The sequence below is a fragment of the Corynebacterium sp. 13CS0277 genome (assembly GCF_002994655.1).
In the GTDB taxonomy this organism is placed as follows: Bacteria; Actinomycetota; Actinomycetes; order Mycobacteriales; family Mycobacteriaceae; genus Corynebacterium.
This window is the reverse complement of record NZ_PPDL01000004.1, coordinates 59,456-74,700: the sequence shown is the minus strand read 5'-3', so window position 1 is coordinate 74,700 and position 15,245 is coordinate 59,456. Positions and strand designations below refer to the sequence as shown.

Below are 15,245 nucleotides of genomic sequence, written 5' to 3'. Positions count from 1 at the left end.
TCTGCCCACTGCTGGGCATGCCCGAGTAGTGTACAGCACGCCCCACGGGTTGGCACAAACCTCGTGGGTGTGGCGTCCCTAGTGGGTGTGGCAGGCCTTCCGCAGCCGGCCCACCAGGGCCCCCATCGCGATGCGGGGCGGCACGTTGTGGCCGAAGCTGGCCCGGCACAGGGTGATCGCATCGAGGCAGGCCACCAGGTCGGCGGGGCTGTTTTTGGCCGCCAGGTCGCCGCTCAGGCCGGCGAAGTCGGGGTGCATCAGCGGCACCGTCGCCCCACTGGCGGTCAGCAGAGCATCCCGGTAGAGGCCAGCGAGGTCAATGAGCGCCAGGTCGAGGCTGTCGCGCACGTGCCGGGTGGCGCGGCGTTTCTGGCGGGTCTCCAGGTCGGAAATGTCGCCCTTGGTGCCGCCGACGGCTTTGGCGGTGCCTTTGCCTTTCGCCCCGTGCCCGAGGGCATTTTTCAGGCGGGCGAGTTCCTCTTCCTCCACGGGGGCGAGTTCTTCCTTCGCGCCTGCCTCCACCACCTTGACGAGGTCGGCCACTTCCTGGAAGGCCTCATCGCCGTGGTACACGAGTTCCGCGAGCTGCAGCATACGGGCCCGGCGGCTTTGGGCCTGCGGGTCGGTGGCGAGCCTACGAGCCCTGCCAATGTGGCCCCCGGTGGCGGCGGCCGCGAGCGCCGCGTCCGCCTCCGGCACCCCGTGGGAGGTAAGCAGCTGGGCAACGGCCTGGGTGCTGGGGGTGGGGATGTACAGGTGCCGGCAGCGGGACTTCAGCGTCACCGCAATGTCGGTCGGGTCGGTGGAGGGGGCGCAGAGGATGATGACGGTGCGCTCCGGGGGTTCCTCCACCGTTTTCAGCAGCGCATTGGCGGCAGATTCGGTGAGCCGGTCGGCGTCCTCAATGATGATGACCCGCCAGGGGGCCACGCTGGGCAGCTTCGCCGCGTCGGCAATGACCTGCCGCATGGATTCCACCGCGATGGACAGTTCCTGCGGCACGATGCGGGTGACATCGGGGTGGGCGTCGTGGGCGACGGCACGGCATGCGTCGCATTCGCCGCAGCCGACGGTGTCCCCGGTGCAGACCAGGGCGCTGGCGAACGCCACGGCGGCGACGCTGCGCCCGGAGCCGGGCGGGCCGGTGAAAAGCCACGAGTGCGTCATAGCGGCCCCAGCGTCGTGCCCGTGGGCTGCACTGCGGGCGGCGGTGGCTGCGGCGCGGAGTCTGCGGCTGACGGTGCCGCCGTCTGCCAAGCGTGCGAATACGTCCATCACGGCCACCAGCCTAGCTGTGGGGCACCGCGGGCCATTAAAGTGGGCAGCATGAATCGTTTCAGGCAGGGCCTCCGGTGGCTCATGGGCACCTCGTGGCCCCTGTATGCCGCCACCGTGCTGACGTCCAATGTGCTGGGCGCGGTGGCGGTGATGGTGTTCCTGCGTTACGCGGTCCCGCTGCCCGAGTTTGATGACATGGCGCGCGACGACAGTCGGTTGACGGTCGCGGGCATCGCCTACCTGGCGTTCGCTCTCATCGCGGGCATCATCGTCACCCTCATGCTGTTTCGCCCGGTGCTGGTGTGGCAGCGCCACCCGGAGGATCAGGACCCGAACATGATCCGCAACCTCGTCATGCGGATCCCCACCTACCAGGCAGTGTTGTGTGGGGTGGTGTGGCTCGTCGGCATCGCGATCGTCACTGTCATTGCGGCGACGGATTCCTCGCGGGTGGCGTTGGTGGTGTTCTTGACGACGCTGCTGGGCGGATCCATGGTGGTGTTGTTCACCTACTTGGAGGCGCAGCGTCTCATGCGGCCGGTGGCGGCCGCGGCGTTGGCGCGCCGCTTTGAGGATTCCACCCTGGAGCCGCCGGTGCAGCAACGGCTCGTGCTGACGTGGCTATTGACGTCTGGGGCGCCGGCGGTGGGCGTGGTGCTCATGGTGTGGGGGCAGCGTGCCGGTTTCTTCGGCACGGACCCGGCGGCGATTTTGCCGGCCGTGGTGTCGTTGGCGTTGACGGGGGTGGTGGCCGGTTTCTTGGGCACCGCGTTGGCGATCATGGGTGTGGTGGATCCGATTCGGGAGCTGCAGCAGGCCATTAACCGGGTGCGGCGGGGCGATACGGACACCCAGGTGGACATTTACGACGGCTCCGAGATCGGGGTGCTGCAGGCCGGCTTCAACGAGATGATGCGGGGCCTGAAGGAGCGCCAGCGGGTCCGGGAGCTCTTCGGCCGCTATGTCGGCATTGAGGTCGCGCGCCGCGCCCTGGAGGAGCGCCCCACCCTGGGTGGGGAGGACCGCAAGGTGGCGGTGTTGTTCATTGACGTCATTGGGTCGACGACGTTCGCGGTGTCGCACACCCCGGAGGAGGTGGTGCAGGCGTTGAACGATTTCTTCGAGCACGTCGTCGACGTGGTGCACCGCCATAAGGGCATCATCAACAAGTTCCAGGGTGATGCGGCGTTGGCGGTGTTTGGTGCCCCGCTGCCGGTGACGGATGCGACGGGCCACGCGTTGGCCGCCGCCCGGGAGTTGAAGGCGGAGCTGAAGGACATGGAGTTGGCGTGCGGCATTGGTGTCGCGTCGGGGCACGTCGTCGCCGGCCACATTGGCGGCCATGATCGTTTCGAGTACACCGTCATTGGTGACGCGGTGAATCAGGCGGCCCGGTTGACGGAGTTGGCGAAGGACACCCCGGGGCGGGTGTTGACGAGTGCGGCGACGTTGCGGGACGCCAATGAGGCGGAGCAGGCCCGGTGGACGGTGCTGAAGTCGGTGGAGCTGCGCGGCCGGAAGGAGATGACGCAGCTGGCCCGCCCGATCCGCCCCACTCTCGCGGACCGCTCCTAAAGCACGAAACACCACCGCCGCAGGCGCCGCACCGGGTGGGTGCAGCGCCTGCGGCGGTGGCGTGTGGGGGTGTTACTTGCGGCGGCTGCCGGCTTTGACGACGCGCTTCGTGGTCTTCTTGACTGTCTTGCGGGTCGTCTTCTTCTTGGGCTTGGGGTCGGAGGCTTCCTTGGCGCGCCGTTCGGAGAGCAGTTCACAGGCGCGGGCGTCGGTGAGCGTTTCCGGGGTGTCGCCCTTGCGGAGGCTGGCGTTGGTTTCGCCGTCGGTGACGTAGGGGCCGAAGCGGCCGTCCTTGACGACCATCGGTTTGCCGGACACGTCGTTGTTGCCGAGGGTTTTCAGCGGCGGGGTGGCGGTGGCACCCCGGCCGCGGCGCTTCGGCTCCGCGTAGATGGCTTTCGCCTCGTCGAGGGTGATGGTGAAGATCTGGTCCTCGGTGGCGAGGCTGCGGGAGTCGTTGCCCTTCTTCAGGTAGGGGCCGTAGCGGCCGTTCTGGGCGGTGATGACTTCCCCGTCGGCGTCTTCGCCAATGGTGCGCGGCAGGGACAGCAGCTTGAGGGCTTCCTCCAGGGTGATGGTGGAGGTTTCCATGCCGTTGAAGAGGCTGGCGGTGCCGGGCTTGAGGGTGTCTTCGATGATCTGGTTGATGCGCTTTTCTTTGGCGTTCGCCGCGGTCTTCGTCTCCCAGTTCTTGGGCCGTTTGCCCTCGGCGGCGCGCTGCGCGTCTTCGGCGGCGCGTTCCTCGGCGACGACTTTTTCGGCGACTTCAACGGCACCGGCTTTTTCTTCGTCGGTGACGACTTCGGTCACGTAGGGGCCGAAGCGGCCTTCCTTGGCGACGATGGTGCGCCCGTTGGCGGGGTTGATGCCGAGTTCGCGGCCGCCCTGCGGGGTGGCGAAGAGCTTTTCGGCGGCCTCAAGGTCGAGTTCGTCGGGGGTCATGGCGTCGGGCAGGTTGGCGCGCTGGTGCTCCGGGTTGCCGTCGGCGTCGACGCCAATGATGCGCTCCAGGTAGGGGCCGTACTTGCCGACGCGGACGAAGATGTCGCGGCCTTCGGAGTCCTTGAACAGGGGCAGGGAGTTGACGGTGCGGGCGTCAATGTGTTCGAGGTTGTCGCCGACGATGTTCTTCAGGCCGCCGAGGCGGGCAATGGTTTCCGCGGTGGAGTCGTCGGCGTGGGCGTTACCGAAGTAGAAGTCGGTGAGCCACTGGGTGCGATCCTCGGTGCCGTTGGCGATCTCGTCGAGTTCGTTTTCCATCGAGGAGGTGAAGTTGTAGTCGACGAGGGAGGAGAAGGCGGTCTCCATGAGGCCGACGACGGCGAACGCCACCCAGGAGGGGACGAGCGCGTTGCCGCGGGAGTACACGTAGCCGCGGTCCTGGATCGTCTTGATGATGGAGGCGTAGGTCGACGGGCGACCAATGCCCAGGTCTTCCATCTTCTTCACCAGGGACGCTTCGGTGTAGCGGGCCGGCGGGTTGGTGGTGTGCCCGTCGGCGAGGACCTGCTCGACATCGAGGGTGTCGCCGGTCGCGAGGCGCGGCAGACGCTTTTCAGCGTTGTCGTCGAGGGTGCGGCCGTCGGAGGTTTCCGAGGCTTCCACATAGGCCTTCATGAAGCCGGGGAAGGTGATGGTGCGGCCGGTGGTCGCGAATTCGACGGCGTCGCCGTCGGCGGTGGTGCCGGCGGTGGTGACCTTCATGGAGGTGCCCTTGGCGTCGGCCATCTGGGAGGCGACGGTGCGGCGCCAGATCAGCTCGTAGAGCTTGTACTCTTCGGCGTCGAGCTGCCCGGCGAGCTGCCCGGGGGTGGCGAAGGTTTCGCCGGCGGGGCGGATCGCCTCGTGGGCTTCCTGGCTGTTTTTGACTTTCTTGGTGTATTGGCGCGGCTGGGGCGCGACGTACTCCTTGCCGTACAATTCGGTGGCCTGCTGGCGGGCGGCCCGCAACCCCGACTCCGACAGGGAGGTGGAGTCGGTACGCATATAGGTGATGTGGCCGTTTTCGTAGAGTCGCTGCGCGATACGCATGGTGCGTTCGGAGGTATAGTGCAGCTTCTTGCCGGCTTCCTGCTGCAGCGTCGACGTCATGAACGGCGCGTAGGGGCGGCGCGTGTAGGGCTTTTCTTCCACGTCGGCGACCCGCAGGGTCGCCCCCTTAAGCCCTGCGGCGAGGCGTTCGGCTTCGCTTTGGGTGACGACGACGGCGTCGCGGGTGAGTTCGCCGCGCTTGTTGAAGTCGCTGCCGGTGGCGACGCGGGTGCCGCCGAGGGTGACGAGCCGGGCGTCGAAGGTGCGGGGGTTGGTGGCATCGGCGGCCGTGTTGCCGGTGTCGAGGGTGGCTTTCACGTCCCAGTATTCGGCGGCGATGAACGCCATGCGCTCACGTTCGCGTTCGACGATGACGCGGGTGGCGACGGATTGGACGCGGCCGGCCGACAACCGCGGCATGACCTTCTTCCACAGCACGGGGGAGACCTCGTAGCCGTAGAGGCGGTCGAGGATGCGGCGGGTTTCCTGCGCGTCGACCAAGTTTTCGTCGAGCTCGCGGGTGTTTTCGGCGGCGGCGAGGATGGCGGGCTTGGTGATCTCGTTGAACACCATGCGGCGCACCGGCACCTTGGGTCGCAGCACCTCGAGGAGGTGCCAGGCGATCGCTTCGCCTTCGCGGTCGGGGTCGGTGGCGAGGTACAGCTCGTCGACGTCTTTGAGTTTCTTCTTCAGGTCGGCGACTTTTTTCGTCTTGTCGGCGGTGACGACGTAGAGGGGCGTGAAGCCGTGGTCGACGTCGACGCCGAGGCGCGCCCAGGGTTCCTTCTTGTACTTCGCCGGCACGGAGGCCGCGTTGCGCGGCAGGTCGCGGATGTGGCCGACGGACGCCTCAACGATGTAATCCTTGCCCAGGTAGGGGGCAATCTTCTTCGCTTTCGTCGCGGACTCGACGATGACGAGTCGCTTCACGCCGTCGGTGTTGGGTGCAGCCACTGTACTTTCTGACCTTCTCTATCTACTGCCGTGCGCGGTCTGTCCCGGGCCGGGCGCCTGCGGCGCGGGCACACCGACCGTGGGTGGTGTGCGGTGTGCCGCGGCCCGGGGATTTAGGCCTACAGTACACACACGCCCGGTCGCGTTGACCAATTCGCGGGGGTGTTCCCGTCGCCGCCAGGGCCGAAGCGGCCGGTGCGGTGGGGGGAATGGGTGTGGGGGTTAGATGAGGCGCACGTTGCGGGCCTGGAGGCCCCGGTCGCCGGAGATGACGTCGAATTCGACGCGCTGGTTTTCTTCCAAGGTGCGGAAGCCGTTGCCCTCAATAGAGGTGTAGTGGACGATGACGTCCGGGTCGTCCGCGCCGGCGTTGTCGGGGCGGAGAAAGCCGAAGCCTTTTTCGGCGTTGAACCATTTGACGATGCCTTGGGCCATGGGGATACCTTCTTCTTCCAGCTTCGGGTGAAGCATTGTTGCGCGAGTGTCACGCCGGGTGCGCACCTGCGCCCGCCGCATGGTGCGGGGGATGTGAGCCAGTGTGTCACGTTGGGCGGGGTTTGTGTGAGTACAGTGGGTGTGCCGCGTGGCGGAGACACACTGTGCAGGGAAGGCGGTGACACATGTCGGTCGACGACCGGAGTTTCGGTGGGGATGTGGTGGAGGGTTTGCGCGCCCAGTTTCCCCGCGCCACGCTCACGGCGGTCCGCCAGCTGCCGCCCCGGCAGGCCGAGTACGCGGACTGGCCCGAGTGGGTGCCCGCGTGGCTGCGCCATGCCCAGGAGCAGCTGGGGGTGACGCGCCTGTATTCTCACCAGGCGGCGGCCGCGGACCTGGTGTGGCGGGGGCGGGATGTAGCGGTGGCGACGGGCACGTCCTCCGGCAAGTCGTTGTGTTACCAGCTGCCCATCGCGGCAGCGTTGGCGGCCGATGAGCTGGCGTGCGCACTGTATCTCACGCCGACGAAGGCGCTCGGCTACGACCAGTTGGACACCCTCACGCGGCTTACGGCCCTGGCCGAAGAATTGGCGGGCGTGGTGCCCGCCGCCTACGACGGGGATACGCCCCAGCAGGCGCGCCGCGCGATCCGGGAGCAGTCGCGGTTTCTCGTGACGAATCCGGACATGCTGCACGCGGGGATCATGGCGCAGCATGAGCGCTGGGGTCGACTGTTGCGGAATCTGCGGGTCGTGGTGGTCGATGAGGCGCATATTTATCGGGGTGTGTTTGGCGCGCACGTGTCGTTGGTGCTGCGGCGGCTGCTGCGACTGTGCGCCCACTATGGGGCGCACCCGGTGGTGGTGTGCGCGTCGGCGACGAGCCGGAATCCGGCGGCCCATGCCGCCCGCCTGACGGGCCGGGACGTGGAGGTTGTGGACACCGATGGCGCCCCGCAGGGGGCGCGCACGATCGTGTTGTGGGAGCCGGATGTCCTCGAGGAGGAGAATGCGGGGGATGCGACCCCGCAGCTGGTGGCGGGCACACCTGTGCGCCGGGCGGCGTCCTCGGAGGCGGCGCGGGTCATGGCGCACCTCATTCGTGAAGGGTTGCGCACCTTGACGTTCGTGCGGTCGCGCCGCGGCGCAGAGACCGTGGCGTTGCGGGCGCAGGAGGAGTTGGCGTTGGGCGGCCGGGTGGATTTCGCGCAGCGGGTGGCCGCCTACCGGGCGGGCTACACCCCGGAGGAACGCCGGCTGCTGGAACGGCAGTTGGATGATGGTTTCTTGCTGGGTGTGGCGGCAACGAACGCCCTGGAGCTGGGTATCGATGTGGGCGGCCTCGATGCGGTGGTGACCGCCGGGGTTCCGGGGAGCGTGGCGTCGCTGTGGCAGCAGGCAGGCCGCGCCGGCCGCCGCGGCCAGGGCTCGGTAGTGGTGTTGGTGGCCCGGGATGAGCCGATGGATGCGTTTTTGGTGCACCACCCGCAGGCGCTGCTCGATACACCGTTGGAGGAGTTCGTCTTCGACCCCGGAAACCCGTACGTGCTGCGCCCGCACCTGCTGTGCGCGGCCGCGGAGCGCCCCTTGAGCGCCCACGATCTCACGATCTTTGGGGGTGCGGCGGCCGCCCGCGTCGTGGACGCGCTCGTGGAGGAGGGCTTGCTGCGCCGCCGCGGCCCGGTGGTGTTCCTCTCCCCGCGGGTGGGTGATGAGGTGGTGGATCCGCGCTCCTACCATGCGGCGCTCAGCCTGCGTGGCGAGGGCGCGGGCCAGGTGGCCATTGTGGACGCCGCCGATGGGCGCATCGTGGGCTCGGTCGATGCGGAGCGCGCCGAGTCCCAGGTGCACGATGGTGCGGTGTACGTCCATCAGGGTGTCTCCTTTGTGGTGGATTCGTTGGATGTGGAGCAGGGGATCGCGTTGGTGCACCGGGAGGATCCGTGGTTTTCGACGCGGGCGCGCGAGTCGACGGATATTGCCCTGTTGTCGGAGCCTGCGGGCGAGGACGTGGTGCGTTTGGGCGCGGGCGTGTTTGTGGCCCGCGCCGATGTGGAGGTCACGCATCAGGTGACGGATTATCTGGTGCGTAATGCTGGCGGGGAGACCGTCGACGTGGTGCCTTTGGGCTACCCGCCGCGCCCGCTGGTGACGCGGGCGGTGGCGTTCACGATTGATCCGTTGGTGTTGCAGGCGGCCGGTGTGGAGCCCTCGCGGGTGCCGGGTGCGCTGCACGCGGCGGAGCACGCGATGATTGGCATGTTGCCGTTGTTGGCGACGTGCGATCGTTTGGACATTGGTGGGGTGTCGACGGCACTGCACCCGGAGACTGCGTTGCCGACGGTGTTTGTGTATGACGGGCATTGGGGTGGCGCGGGGTTCGCCGATCAGGGGTTTGTGCGGTTTGCGGAGTGGGTGGATGCCACCCGGGTGCAGGTGGGCCAGTGCCCCTGCGAGGCGGGCTGCCCCTCGTGTATCCAGTCGCCGAAGTGCGGCAACGGCAACGAGCCTTTGGATAAGGCGGGCGCGTTGGCGGTGCTGGAGGTGCTGGATATCTCGGCCCGCACGGCGGGCCTGGAGGGGCTGCCCACCCGCTACGTGGACTAGATGGGGCCGGCGGTGGCGGTGGCGGCGGCACCGCGGACGCGGGCGACGACGGTGACGTCACCGCCGTGTTGCCGGCATTCGTCGAGCTGCGCCGCGTTCGCATCCGCGGTGGCGCGGGCGGCCGCGCAGGCGTCGTCGCCGCGGGCGGCGGCGGTAGCACCAGCGACGCTGCCGAGGTCGGCGGCGAGTTGTGCCCGATGAATGTGGTCCACGTGCCCGACGGTGGCCACCAGCGCCGCGGCGAGGCTGATGAGTGCTGCGGCGATGGTGGCCCCGAGGAGGGTGGCGTTGCCGTGGTCGGCGGTAAGGGTGCGTGTCACGGCAGGTTCTCCTGAGGAAAGTGGGCGGTAGCCACCTGGTCGGGGAAGGGGGCGGGGGCGGACGCTGTGGCATACACAGTGACCCAGTCCCCATGGATGTCCGTCCGGGTCCGGATCCCGGGCGTCGTGGGCGGGGTGTCCCCCACTGCGAGGGCGCGGGCGGTGGTGTGTGCGACGTGGACGGCGGCAATGTGGGCGGCCATGGTTGCCAGCCCGGCGATGAGTGCGCAGGTCAGCAGGATGAGTGCTGCGCTGCCGAGGGCGGCTTCGATGGTGACCGCACCGTCGTCGTTTTTCCACATCCGGCGCATGGGGGCTCCCCTTTCCCTTCCCTATTGGTTGGTGGTGTTAGCTGGGCACGCTGCTCAGCGCGGTGGTGATGATGTTCTGGATGGCCTGGGTGACGCTGCTGCCGTTGATGATGGTGTACAGCACCGCGGCGAGCGCCGCGGCCGCCAGGCTGCCCATGGCGTACTCGATGGTGGACATGCCGTCCTCGGCGCGGAGGGTGGTGCGCAGCCGCGCGCGCCACCCGGTGCGCGGGGACACGGCGGGGGTGCGCGGCGCGCCCGCGCCGAGGGTCGGGCTGGTGGTGGGGGTGGTGGTCATGGGGTTCTCCTTCGAAGAGCTAGTGTCCTGGCAGCATGGTGCTGCCAATGCTGATGACGATGGGGGCGAGGCCGACGATCATGAACGCCGGCAGGAAGAAGGCGGCGAGCGGCAGCGCGATGAGGACGCCGGCTTTTTCGGCGCGGGCGGCCGCGTCGGTGGTGGCGGTGTCGCGGATGGTGGTGGCAAGGCGGGTGAGTCCTTCCGTCATGGGGGTGCCGTGCGTGTGCGCGGCGATGGCGAGGTGGGCGAGGTCGCCCAGCTTCGGCTGGGTGAGCATGGGGCCCCAGGCGATGTCGGGTGCGGCTCCGAGCGCGAGGAGGCTGGCGGTGGTGCGCCACGCCCGGGGTGCGGTGGCGGTGCTGGCCACGATGTCGGCGGCCGCGGCGGCGGTGAGCCCGGACCCCATGCAGGCGGCGAAGAGTTCGATGTCGGCGGCGATGTCGTGGGCACTGGCCTCACCCCCGGCCCAGCGGCGGGTGCGGCGGGCGCGGGCCGGGGCAGGCTGGAGGCGCCCGCTGGGTGGCGGGAGTGTGGCCAGCAGTGCCCCTGCGAGGAGCAGCAGGGCTGTGGGGGCGGTCGTCATGGTGGGTTCCTAGGCGCGGGTCGCGTGGTGGATGATGAGTCGGGTGGTGATGAAGCCGGCGCAGCTCAGCGCGGTGCCGGTGAGGAGCAGCCCACTGCCCAGCGTGGTGGTGGTGAGGAACTCCCAGGGGTGTGCCCCCATGCCGTGCCCGAGCAGCATCCCCAGCCCCGGCAGAGCGGTGAGGATCCAGGCGGTGGCTTTCGCTCCCTGCAGTTGGGCGTGGGTGGCCCGCTGGTGGCGGGTGTGCGCGTCCAGCTGATTGCGGACGCAGGTGAGCAGGTGGGCGGTGGGGATCCCGGCCCGGCTGGCGGTGGCCCACAGCACGCCGAGACGGGTGACGTGGGCGCTGGGGTGGCTGGTGAAGATGTCGGCTGCGGCGGCGGGTTGGGCGGCGGCCGCGCGGAAGAGGCGCGCGAGCTGCTCTGGAGTGCCCGGCGGGAGCCTGGCTGCGGTGTGCTGCAGTGCGGCGCCCGGTGGGCTGCCGGCCTGGAGTTGGGCGGCCAGGGTGGTGAGCAGCCCGGCGAGGGCGTCCGCGTCGCGGGCTGCGGCGCGGGCCATGCGGGCGTTGCGGATGCTCCAGGTGGCGGTGCCGGCGAGCACGATGCCGGTGGCGGCGAGCGCGGGCCGGCTGGCCACGACCAGCAGCATCACGCAGGCGCCGGCGATGAGCCAGGGCCCGGCGCGCGGGCGGCGGGTGTGGCAGGTCCGGGCGATGGGTCGGGGGTGTGGGATGAGCAGTGCTGCTGCGAGGAGGAGGCAGGCGAGGGCGGTGTGAGTGGTCATTGGTTCGCTTCCTGGAGGAGTCGGTCGTTGAGTTCGCGCCAGGTGTCGGTGGGTCCGTGGCGGTGGTCCCAGATGATGCTCATGTGGCAGAGTCCCCGGGCGTCTTGGGTGAGTTGGCCGATGTGGGTGAGTTTGCGTCCGGTGGGGGTGTGGGCGACGTTGAGGCTGACGTTGAGTGCGGAGTGCATGTGGCTGTGGGTGGCTTCGCGGGTGAGTCCGCCGAGGCTGGCGAGTGCTTCGAGGCGGCTGGGGATGTCGCGGATGCTGTTGGCGTGGACGGTGCCGCCTCCACCGGAGTGTCCGGTGTTGAGGGCGGTGAGGAGGTCGACGACTTCGCGGCCGCGGATTTCGCCGACGATGATGCGGTCGGGGCGCATGCGGAGGCATTGGGTGATGAGGGTGGACATGGTGATTTCTCCGTGGCCTTCGGTGTTGGCGGCCCGGCTGGTGAGGGTGACGAGCCCGGGGTGGTTGGGGGCGAGCTCGGCGGTGTCTTCGACGGCGAGGATGCGTTGGCGGGGGTCCATGTGGGCGATGAGTGCGGCGAGGAGGGTGGTCTTCCCGCTGCCGGTGCCGCCGGAGATGAGGAAGTTTTGGCGGGTGTCGACGATGGCGTGGAGGAAGCGGGTGATGTGTGGGGGCATGGTGCCGCGGGCTTCGAGGTCTGCGAGGGTGGTGGTGGCGGTGTTGAGGACGCGGATGCTGAGGCAGGTGCCGGTGAGCGCGGGTGGGTTGAGGATGGCGTGGATGCGGAGGCTAGTGCCGTCGGCGCGGGTGATGCGCCCGTCGGCGTAGGGGTGGGCGTCGTCGAGGCGGCGCCCGCAGCTGTGGGCGAGTCGGGTGGCTAGTTCGCGGACGTCGGCGTCGCTGGCGAAGGTGATGTCGGCGTCGGCGAGGTGCCGGGATCCGGTGGTGGCGATGCGGACGCGCGCGGGCCCGCTGACGAGGATGTCGGTGAGCCCCGGGATGGTGAGGAGGGGTTCGAGGGGCCCGAGTCCTGCGGCCCCGGCGGTGAGTTTCGTCATGAGGTCGAGGACGTCCTGGTCGGTGATGAGGCCGGCTTCGGCGCGGATGAGTGCGGCGAGTTCGTGGGGTGCGGGAATGGTGTCGGCGGTGGCGAGACGTTGCCGGAGGGTGTGAAAGAGAGTGTCGGTGGTGTGCATGTGGTGTTAGACCCCCATGTCGTAGAGCAGGCCGTCGAGGGTGGCGGCGAGGCTGCGTGGCAGGGTGCTGGGCAGGCCTGCGAGTTCGATGCGTTGGGCGATGGATTTGTGGGTGGTGATGGTGGCGGCGATGGGGTGGTCGAGGACTGCTTCGGCCTCGTCCCGGGTGGTGGAGGACCAGGCGCGGTGGCGCAGCGCCACCCGCAGCCCGGGGGCACCCTGTGCGAGGAGTGCGCGGGTGCGAACGAGGGAGCGGAGTTCCGCCGCCGCGAGGAGGAGGGTGTGGGTGGTGGGCAGGTCGATGCCGGTGGGCGCGTCGATGATGGTGAGGGTGTCGTCGAGGCCCCCGGCGAGTTCGCACAGGGCGGGGAGTTGCTCGGCGATGGTGGGGGCGGGCCCAGTGCGGGATTGGGTGAGGACGGCGATGTCGTCGTGGGTTTTGGGCAGGGCTGCGTGCATGGTGGCGGCGTCGGGGACGCTGCCGAGCCCGCAGATGTCTGCCCAGCGGGCCCCGTCGGTGGCTTCGAGCCCGAGGAGGAGGTCGAGTGCGCCGCCGTGCTCGTGGGCGTCGATGAGGACGACCGGGCCGAAGCGGGCGGCGCGGCGCGCCAGGAGCGCGGCCGTGGTGGAGGCGCCTACTCCCCCGCTGCCACCGAGGACGCCGAGGACGATGCCGCCGGCGCCGGTGCCGGCACCCGGTGGTGTGGCGGGGGCGCGGGCGATGGCGTCGAGGATGGTATGGCTGTCGCTGGGGAGCCGGACGGCGCCTTCGGCGTGGAGTTCGAGGGCGAGTTGGTAGTTGGGGGCGTGGGGGTCGGCGGCGACGAGGTAGAGCCGTCCGGTGTAGCCGCGGCCTCGCAGCCCGCGGGCGCCGGCGTCGTCGGCGAACGCCAGCGTGGCGGTGCGGACTGCCCTGCTGAGCTCTGCGGCACTGTCGGCGGTCGTCGTGTCGAGGCCCGCGGCGGCGCAGGTGGTGGCGGCGTGCCCGCGGAGGGTGTCGTCGTCGATGACGAGGACTGCGTCGGGCAGTGAGGTGGGTGCGGTGTGCGTGGTCATGGGGCCATTACAGCCCGCCTGCACACCCCAGTGTCGTCATGGCTGCGAAGCCTGTGGATAACCCCCGATTTTGAATGCAGATGCACGCATACAACTGTGGATAACTCCACATTCCCCCAGCTCACAGCGCCACCCACCAACCCCCACCCGATCGCACCCCTGACCCCACAGCAGCACACACAGCATGTCGCTACTCCCGAAAACGACAGCACACCTGATGCACATGGCAGTTGTCGCCGAGACCACCTACCCCAACCTCCCCCGAGAAGAACGCCCACGACAAAGACTTCGGCCAGGATCAGCAGACCACCGCGAAAATCCTGACCCAAGCGGAAAAGCCGGTAATGACGATCATGGACGCCCCGCCGAATACAGCAACGGCATCGACGCCTGCTACTCACATTTCGTCTCTTAGCCCCCGCACAGACCACATTTTTTCGCTTCAACCGGGATGCAGGAGCACACACAGAGAAGCGCCCGGAAGCCTACCTGACTTCCGGGCCGCTTCTCCACACCCTCTTACCTTCGCAAACTACTGGCGCTCTTTCATCTTTTTGTTAACGACGAGGCCGGCGAACGCAGCGAGGGGGCTGCTTGCAAACACGGATATTGCAATAGCGGAGGTGGTCTTGTCGAGTGTCACCGCAGTCCACTGATCGATCGCCCAGTAGAGCGCGAAGCCGATGGCGAGGAAAGCCAAACTCATGGCCACGACCGTGATCCAGTCCTTCATTTCTTCTCCTAGCAGTTGATGAGGCTGGCGCCTACACCACTAGCAAACCCCTCGATTGCACCGCTAAGAGCGCCCACGGGGACGGTAATCTCAGCCAAGGGGCCACCGAGCAATCCGAGGACAGTTCCACCTGCCGCCCCGGCACCGGTAGCCACTCCGGTATTTTTAGCTGCACAGGACCAGCTGAGGCGCTCGGTGAAGCCGTGCCGGGTGGCGGTGGCGGTCACGGTGTTGTCGCTGGTAATTTCGTAGTCCATGTCGAAGTAGACCTGGCCGCCTTCGACATTAATCCTGTTCGGGAGGAAACCAACGGATTCGCCGGTGTTGCTGTCGATAACTTCCGGTGCACCGTCGGTTTTCTTGACCGTGTAGCCGTCAAGGGTCACGGTCTTCTGGATGTGGCTTTCGGTCGAACCTGCAATGGTTGCGACGGAAATTCCCTGCTCCACTGCCGGAGATTCGACAACCTCTGCTGCGTGGGCGACTGCTCCGGGGACCGCGATTGCTACTGCGGTAGCGAGTGCGATCGAGAAGTTGCGAGCTTTGGTGAAGTGGGAAGCGGGCATGGAAATACTCCTTCGTTTCTCGGGGAACGTTCCCAACCGCGCCTGAATAAGGTTGGCGGTTTGGCGTGGTGTGCGCCACTCGTTTCCGGGGATAGTGGCCACCATAGGAGCGTTTCTCGCGAGTCGCAATCAATGCTTCGCGGGTTAGCGATATTGAAGCTACCGGAAAGACTTTCTCGTTTATGGCTGTGCGCTCGAGGTTTGCATGGGAGCGATACATGCCTAGGCGCACGTGCAAGCTACCCCCGTCAATCACCCCCGCTAGTGGCCTACATCACTTACCTTGCGCGTTGAGGGCGGGAAACGCGTTCCCACCAGGTTCAGTTCCAAAAAGTGTGGACGAAACCCCAGCTTATCTGCCCCTACCAGCGGGAACGTGTGCCGTTCAATCTTTGCAAGCACAGACACGGCCCTGAACACCGAAGCCCACGACTTGGCACGCACCCTGCACCAGGCACCATGCCCGTCGCCTGAGCCCCATCCAGCATGGCCCCACGGGACCACACGTCGCGGCACAGGCACAGAAAACGGCGGCCATACGCCGTCCATA

General features: G+C 68.0%; 14 protein-coding genes. 2 read left to right on the top strand and 12 right to left on the bottom strand.

Going from position 1 to position 15,245, the window contains the following annotated elements; all coding sequences use genetic code 11:
- Window positions 1-78: 78 nt before the first annotated feature.
- The gene (locus tag C1Y63_RS02370) at window positions 79-1,275 is read right to left on the bottom strand and encodes a DNA polymerase III subunit delta' (protein ID WP_106014865.1); all 1,197 of its coding nucleotides are present in this window, start codon (window positions 1,273-1,275) and stop codon (window positions 79-81) included.
- A gap of 51 nt (window positions 1,276-1,326) precedes the next feature.
- Between C1Y63_RS02370 and C1Y63_RS02365 the strand changes: the two genes are divergently transcribed.
- Window positions 1,327-2,853: an adenylate/guanylate cyclase domain-containing protein gene (locus tag C1Y63_RS02365; protein WP_106014864.1), complete on the top strand. Its 1,527-nt coding sequence runs from the start codon at window positions 1,327-1,329 to the stop codon at window positions 2,851-2,853.
- A gap of 72 nt (window positions 2,854-2,925) precedes the next feature.
- On the opposite strand, the gene topA is transcribed toward C1Y63_RS02365, so the two are convergent.
- On the bottom strand, window positions 2,926-5,838 hold the full coding sequence (gene topA / locus C1Y63_RS02360) for a type I DNA topoisomerase (protein ID WP_106014863.1): 2,913 nt from the start codon (window positions 5,836-5,838) through the stop codon (window positions 2,926-2,928).
- A gap of 222 nt (window positions 5,839-6,060) precedes the next feature.
- Window positions 6,061-6,273, bottom strand: a complete 213-nt coding sequence (locus C1Y63_RS02355) for a cold-shock protein (protein ID WP_106014862.1) — start codon at window positions 6,271-6,273, stop codon at window positions 6,061-6,063.
- Window positions 6,274-6,458: 185 nt separating this feature from the next.
- On the opposite strand from C1Y63_RS02355, the gene C1Y63_RS02350 reads away from it, so the two are divergent.
- The gene (locus tag C1Y63_RS02350; RefSeq protein WP_106014861.1) at window positions 6,459-8,879 is read left to right on the top strand and encodes a DEAD/DEAH box helicase; all 2,421 of its coding nucleotides are present in this window, start codon (window positions 6,459-6,461) and stop codon (window positions 8,877-8,879) included.
- Here the strand turns inward: C1Y63_RS02350 and C1Y63_RS02345 are convergent.
- From C1Y63_RS02345 to C1Y63_RS02305, 9 genes are all read right to left on the bottom strand, one after another.
- Window positions 8,876-9,199 carry an Rv3654c family TadE-like protein gene (locus C1Y63_RS02345; protein ID WP_106014860.1) on the bottom strand — a complete coding sequence of 108 codons (324 nt, stop codon included), beginning with the start codon at window positions 9,197-9,199 and terminating at the stop codon, window positions 8,876-8,878. The two genes, C1Y63_RS02350 and C1Y63_RS02345, sit on opposite strands and share 4 nt — an antisense overlap.
- Complete coding sequence (locus C1Y63_RS02340) at window positions 9,196-9,510, bottom strand: hypothetical protein (protein WP_106014859.1); 315 nt, start codon at window positions 9,508-9,510, stop codon at window positions 9,196-9,198. Before C1Y63_RS02340 ends, C1Y63_RS02345 begins: the two co-directional genes overlap by 4 nt.
- A 37-nt stretch (window positions 9,511-9,547) precedes the next feature.
- Window positions 9,548-9,808, bottom strand: a complete 261-nt coding sequence (locus tag C1Y63_RS12955) for a DUF4244 domain-containing protein (protein ID WP_106014858.1) — start codon at window positions 9,806-9,808, stop codon at window positions 9,548-9,550.
- Window positions 9,809-9,827: 19 nt separating this feature from the next.
- Window positions 9,828-10,394: a type II secretion system F family protein gene (locus C1Y63_RS02330; RefSeq protein WP_106014857.1), complete on the bottom strand. Its 567-nt coding sequence runs from the start codon at window positions 10,392-10,394 to the stop codon at window positions 9,828-9,830.
- 9 nt (window positions 10,395-10,403) lie between these two features.
- Complete coding sequence (locus tag C1Y63_RS02325; protein ID WP_106014856.1) at window positions 10,404-11,177, bottom strand: type II secretion system F family protein; 774 nt, start codon at window positions 11,175-11,177, stop codon at window positions 10,404-10,406.
- Window positions 11,174-12,340, bottom strand: a complete 1,167-nt coding sequence (locus tag C1Y63_RS02320; protein WP_106014855.1) for a TadA family conjugal transfer-associated ATPase — start codon at window positions 12,338-12,340, stop codon at window positions 11,174-11,176. Before C1Y63_RS02320 ends, C1Y63_RS02325 begins: the two co-directional genes overlap by 4 nt.
- Window positions 12,341-12,346: 6 nt before the next feature.
- Complete coding sequence (locus tag C1Y63_RS02315) at window positions 12,347-13,396, bottom strand: hypothetical protein (RefSeq protein WP_106014854.1); 1,050 nt, start codon at window positions 13,394-13,396, stop codon at window positions 12,347-12,349.
- Window positions 13,397-13,928: 532 nt separating this feature from the next.
- A complete protein-coding gene (locus C1Y63_RS02310; protein ID WP_106014853.1) occupies window positions 13,929-14,129 on the bottom strand; it encodes a hypothetical protein in 201 nt (66 codons plus the stop codon).
- Window positions 14,130-14,137: 8 nt separating this feature from the next.
- Entirely contained in the window at window positions 14,138-14,695 is a 558-nt protein-coding gene (locus tag C1Y63_RS02305; RefSeq protein WP_106014852.1) for a hypothetical protein, read from the bottom strand.
- Window positions 14,696-15,245 lie beyond the last annotated feature (550 nt).

Excerpts from the sequence above, each read along its gene's own strand:
- C1Y63_RS12955 (WP_106014858.1), bottom strand. The coding sequence starts at position 9,808 with ATGACCACCACCCCCACCACCAGCCCGACCCTCGGCGCGGGCGCGCCG.
- C1Y63_RS02310 (WP_106014853.1), bottom strand. The coding sequence starts at position 14,129 with ATGAAGGACTGGATCACGGTCGTGGCCATGAGTTTGGCTTTCCTCGCC.
- C1Y63_RS02365 (WP_106014864.1), top strand. The coding sequence starts at position 1,327 with ATGAATCGTTTCAGGCAGGGCCTCCGGTGGCTCATGGGCACCTCGTGG.
- C1Y63_RS02325 (WP_106014856.1), bottom strand. The coding sequence starts at position 11,177 with ATGACCACTCACACCGCCCTCGCCTGCCTCCTCCTCGCAGCAGCACTG.
- C1Y63_RS02315 (WP_106014854.1), bottom strand. The coding sequence starts at position 13,396 with ATGACCACGCACACCGCACCCACCTCACTGCCCGACGCAGTCCTCGTC.
- C1Y63_RS02370 (WP_106014865.1), bottom strand. The coding sequence starts at position 1,275 with ATGGACGTATTCGCACGCTTGGCAGACGGCGGCACCGTCAGCCGCAGA.
- C1Y63_RS02340 (WP_106014859.1), bottom strand. The coding sequence starts at position 9,510 with ATGCGCCGGATGTGGAAAAACGACGACGGTGCGGTCACCATCGAAGCC.
- C1Y63_RS02320 (WP_106014855.1), bottom strand. The coding sequence starts at position 12,340 with ATGCACACCACCGACACTCTCTTTCACACCCTCCGGCAACGTCTCGCC.
- C1Y63_RS02305 (WP_106014852.1), bottom strand. The coding sequence starts at position 14,695 with ATGCCCGCTTCCCACTTCACCAAAGCTCGCAACTTCTCGATCGCACTC.
- C1Y63_RS02330 (WP_106014857.1), bottom strand. The coding sequence starts at position 10,394 with ATGACGACCGCCCCCACAGCCCTGCTGCTCCTCGCAGGGGCACTGCTG.
- C1Y63_RS02355 (WP_106014862.1), bottom strand. The coding sequence starts at position 6,273 with ATGGCCCAAGGCATCGTCAAATGGTTCAACGCCGAAAAAGGCTTCGGC.
- C1Y63_RS02350 (WP_106014861.1), top strand. The coding sequence starts at position 6,459 with ATGTCGGTCGACGACCGGAGTTTCGGTGGGGATGTGGTGGAGGGTTTG.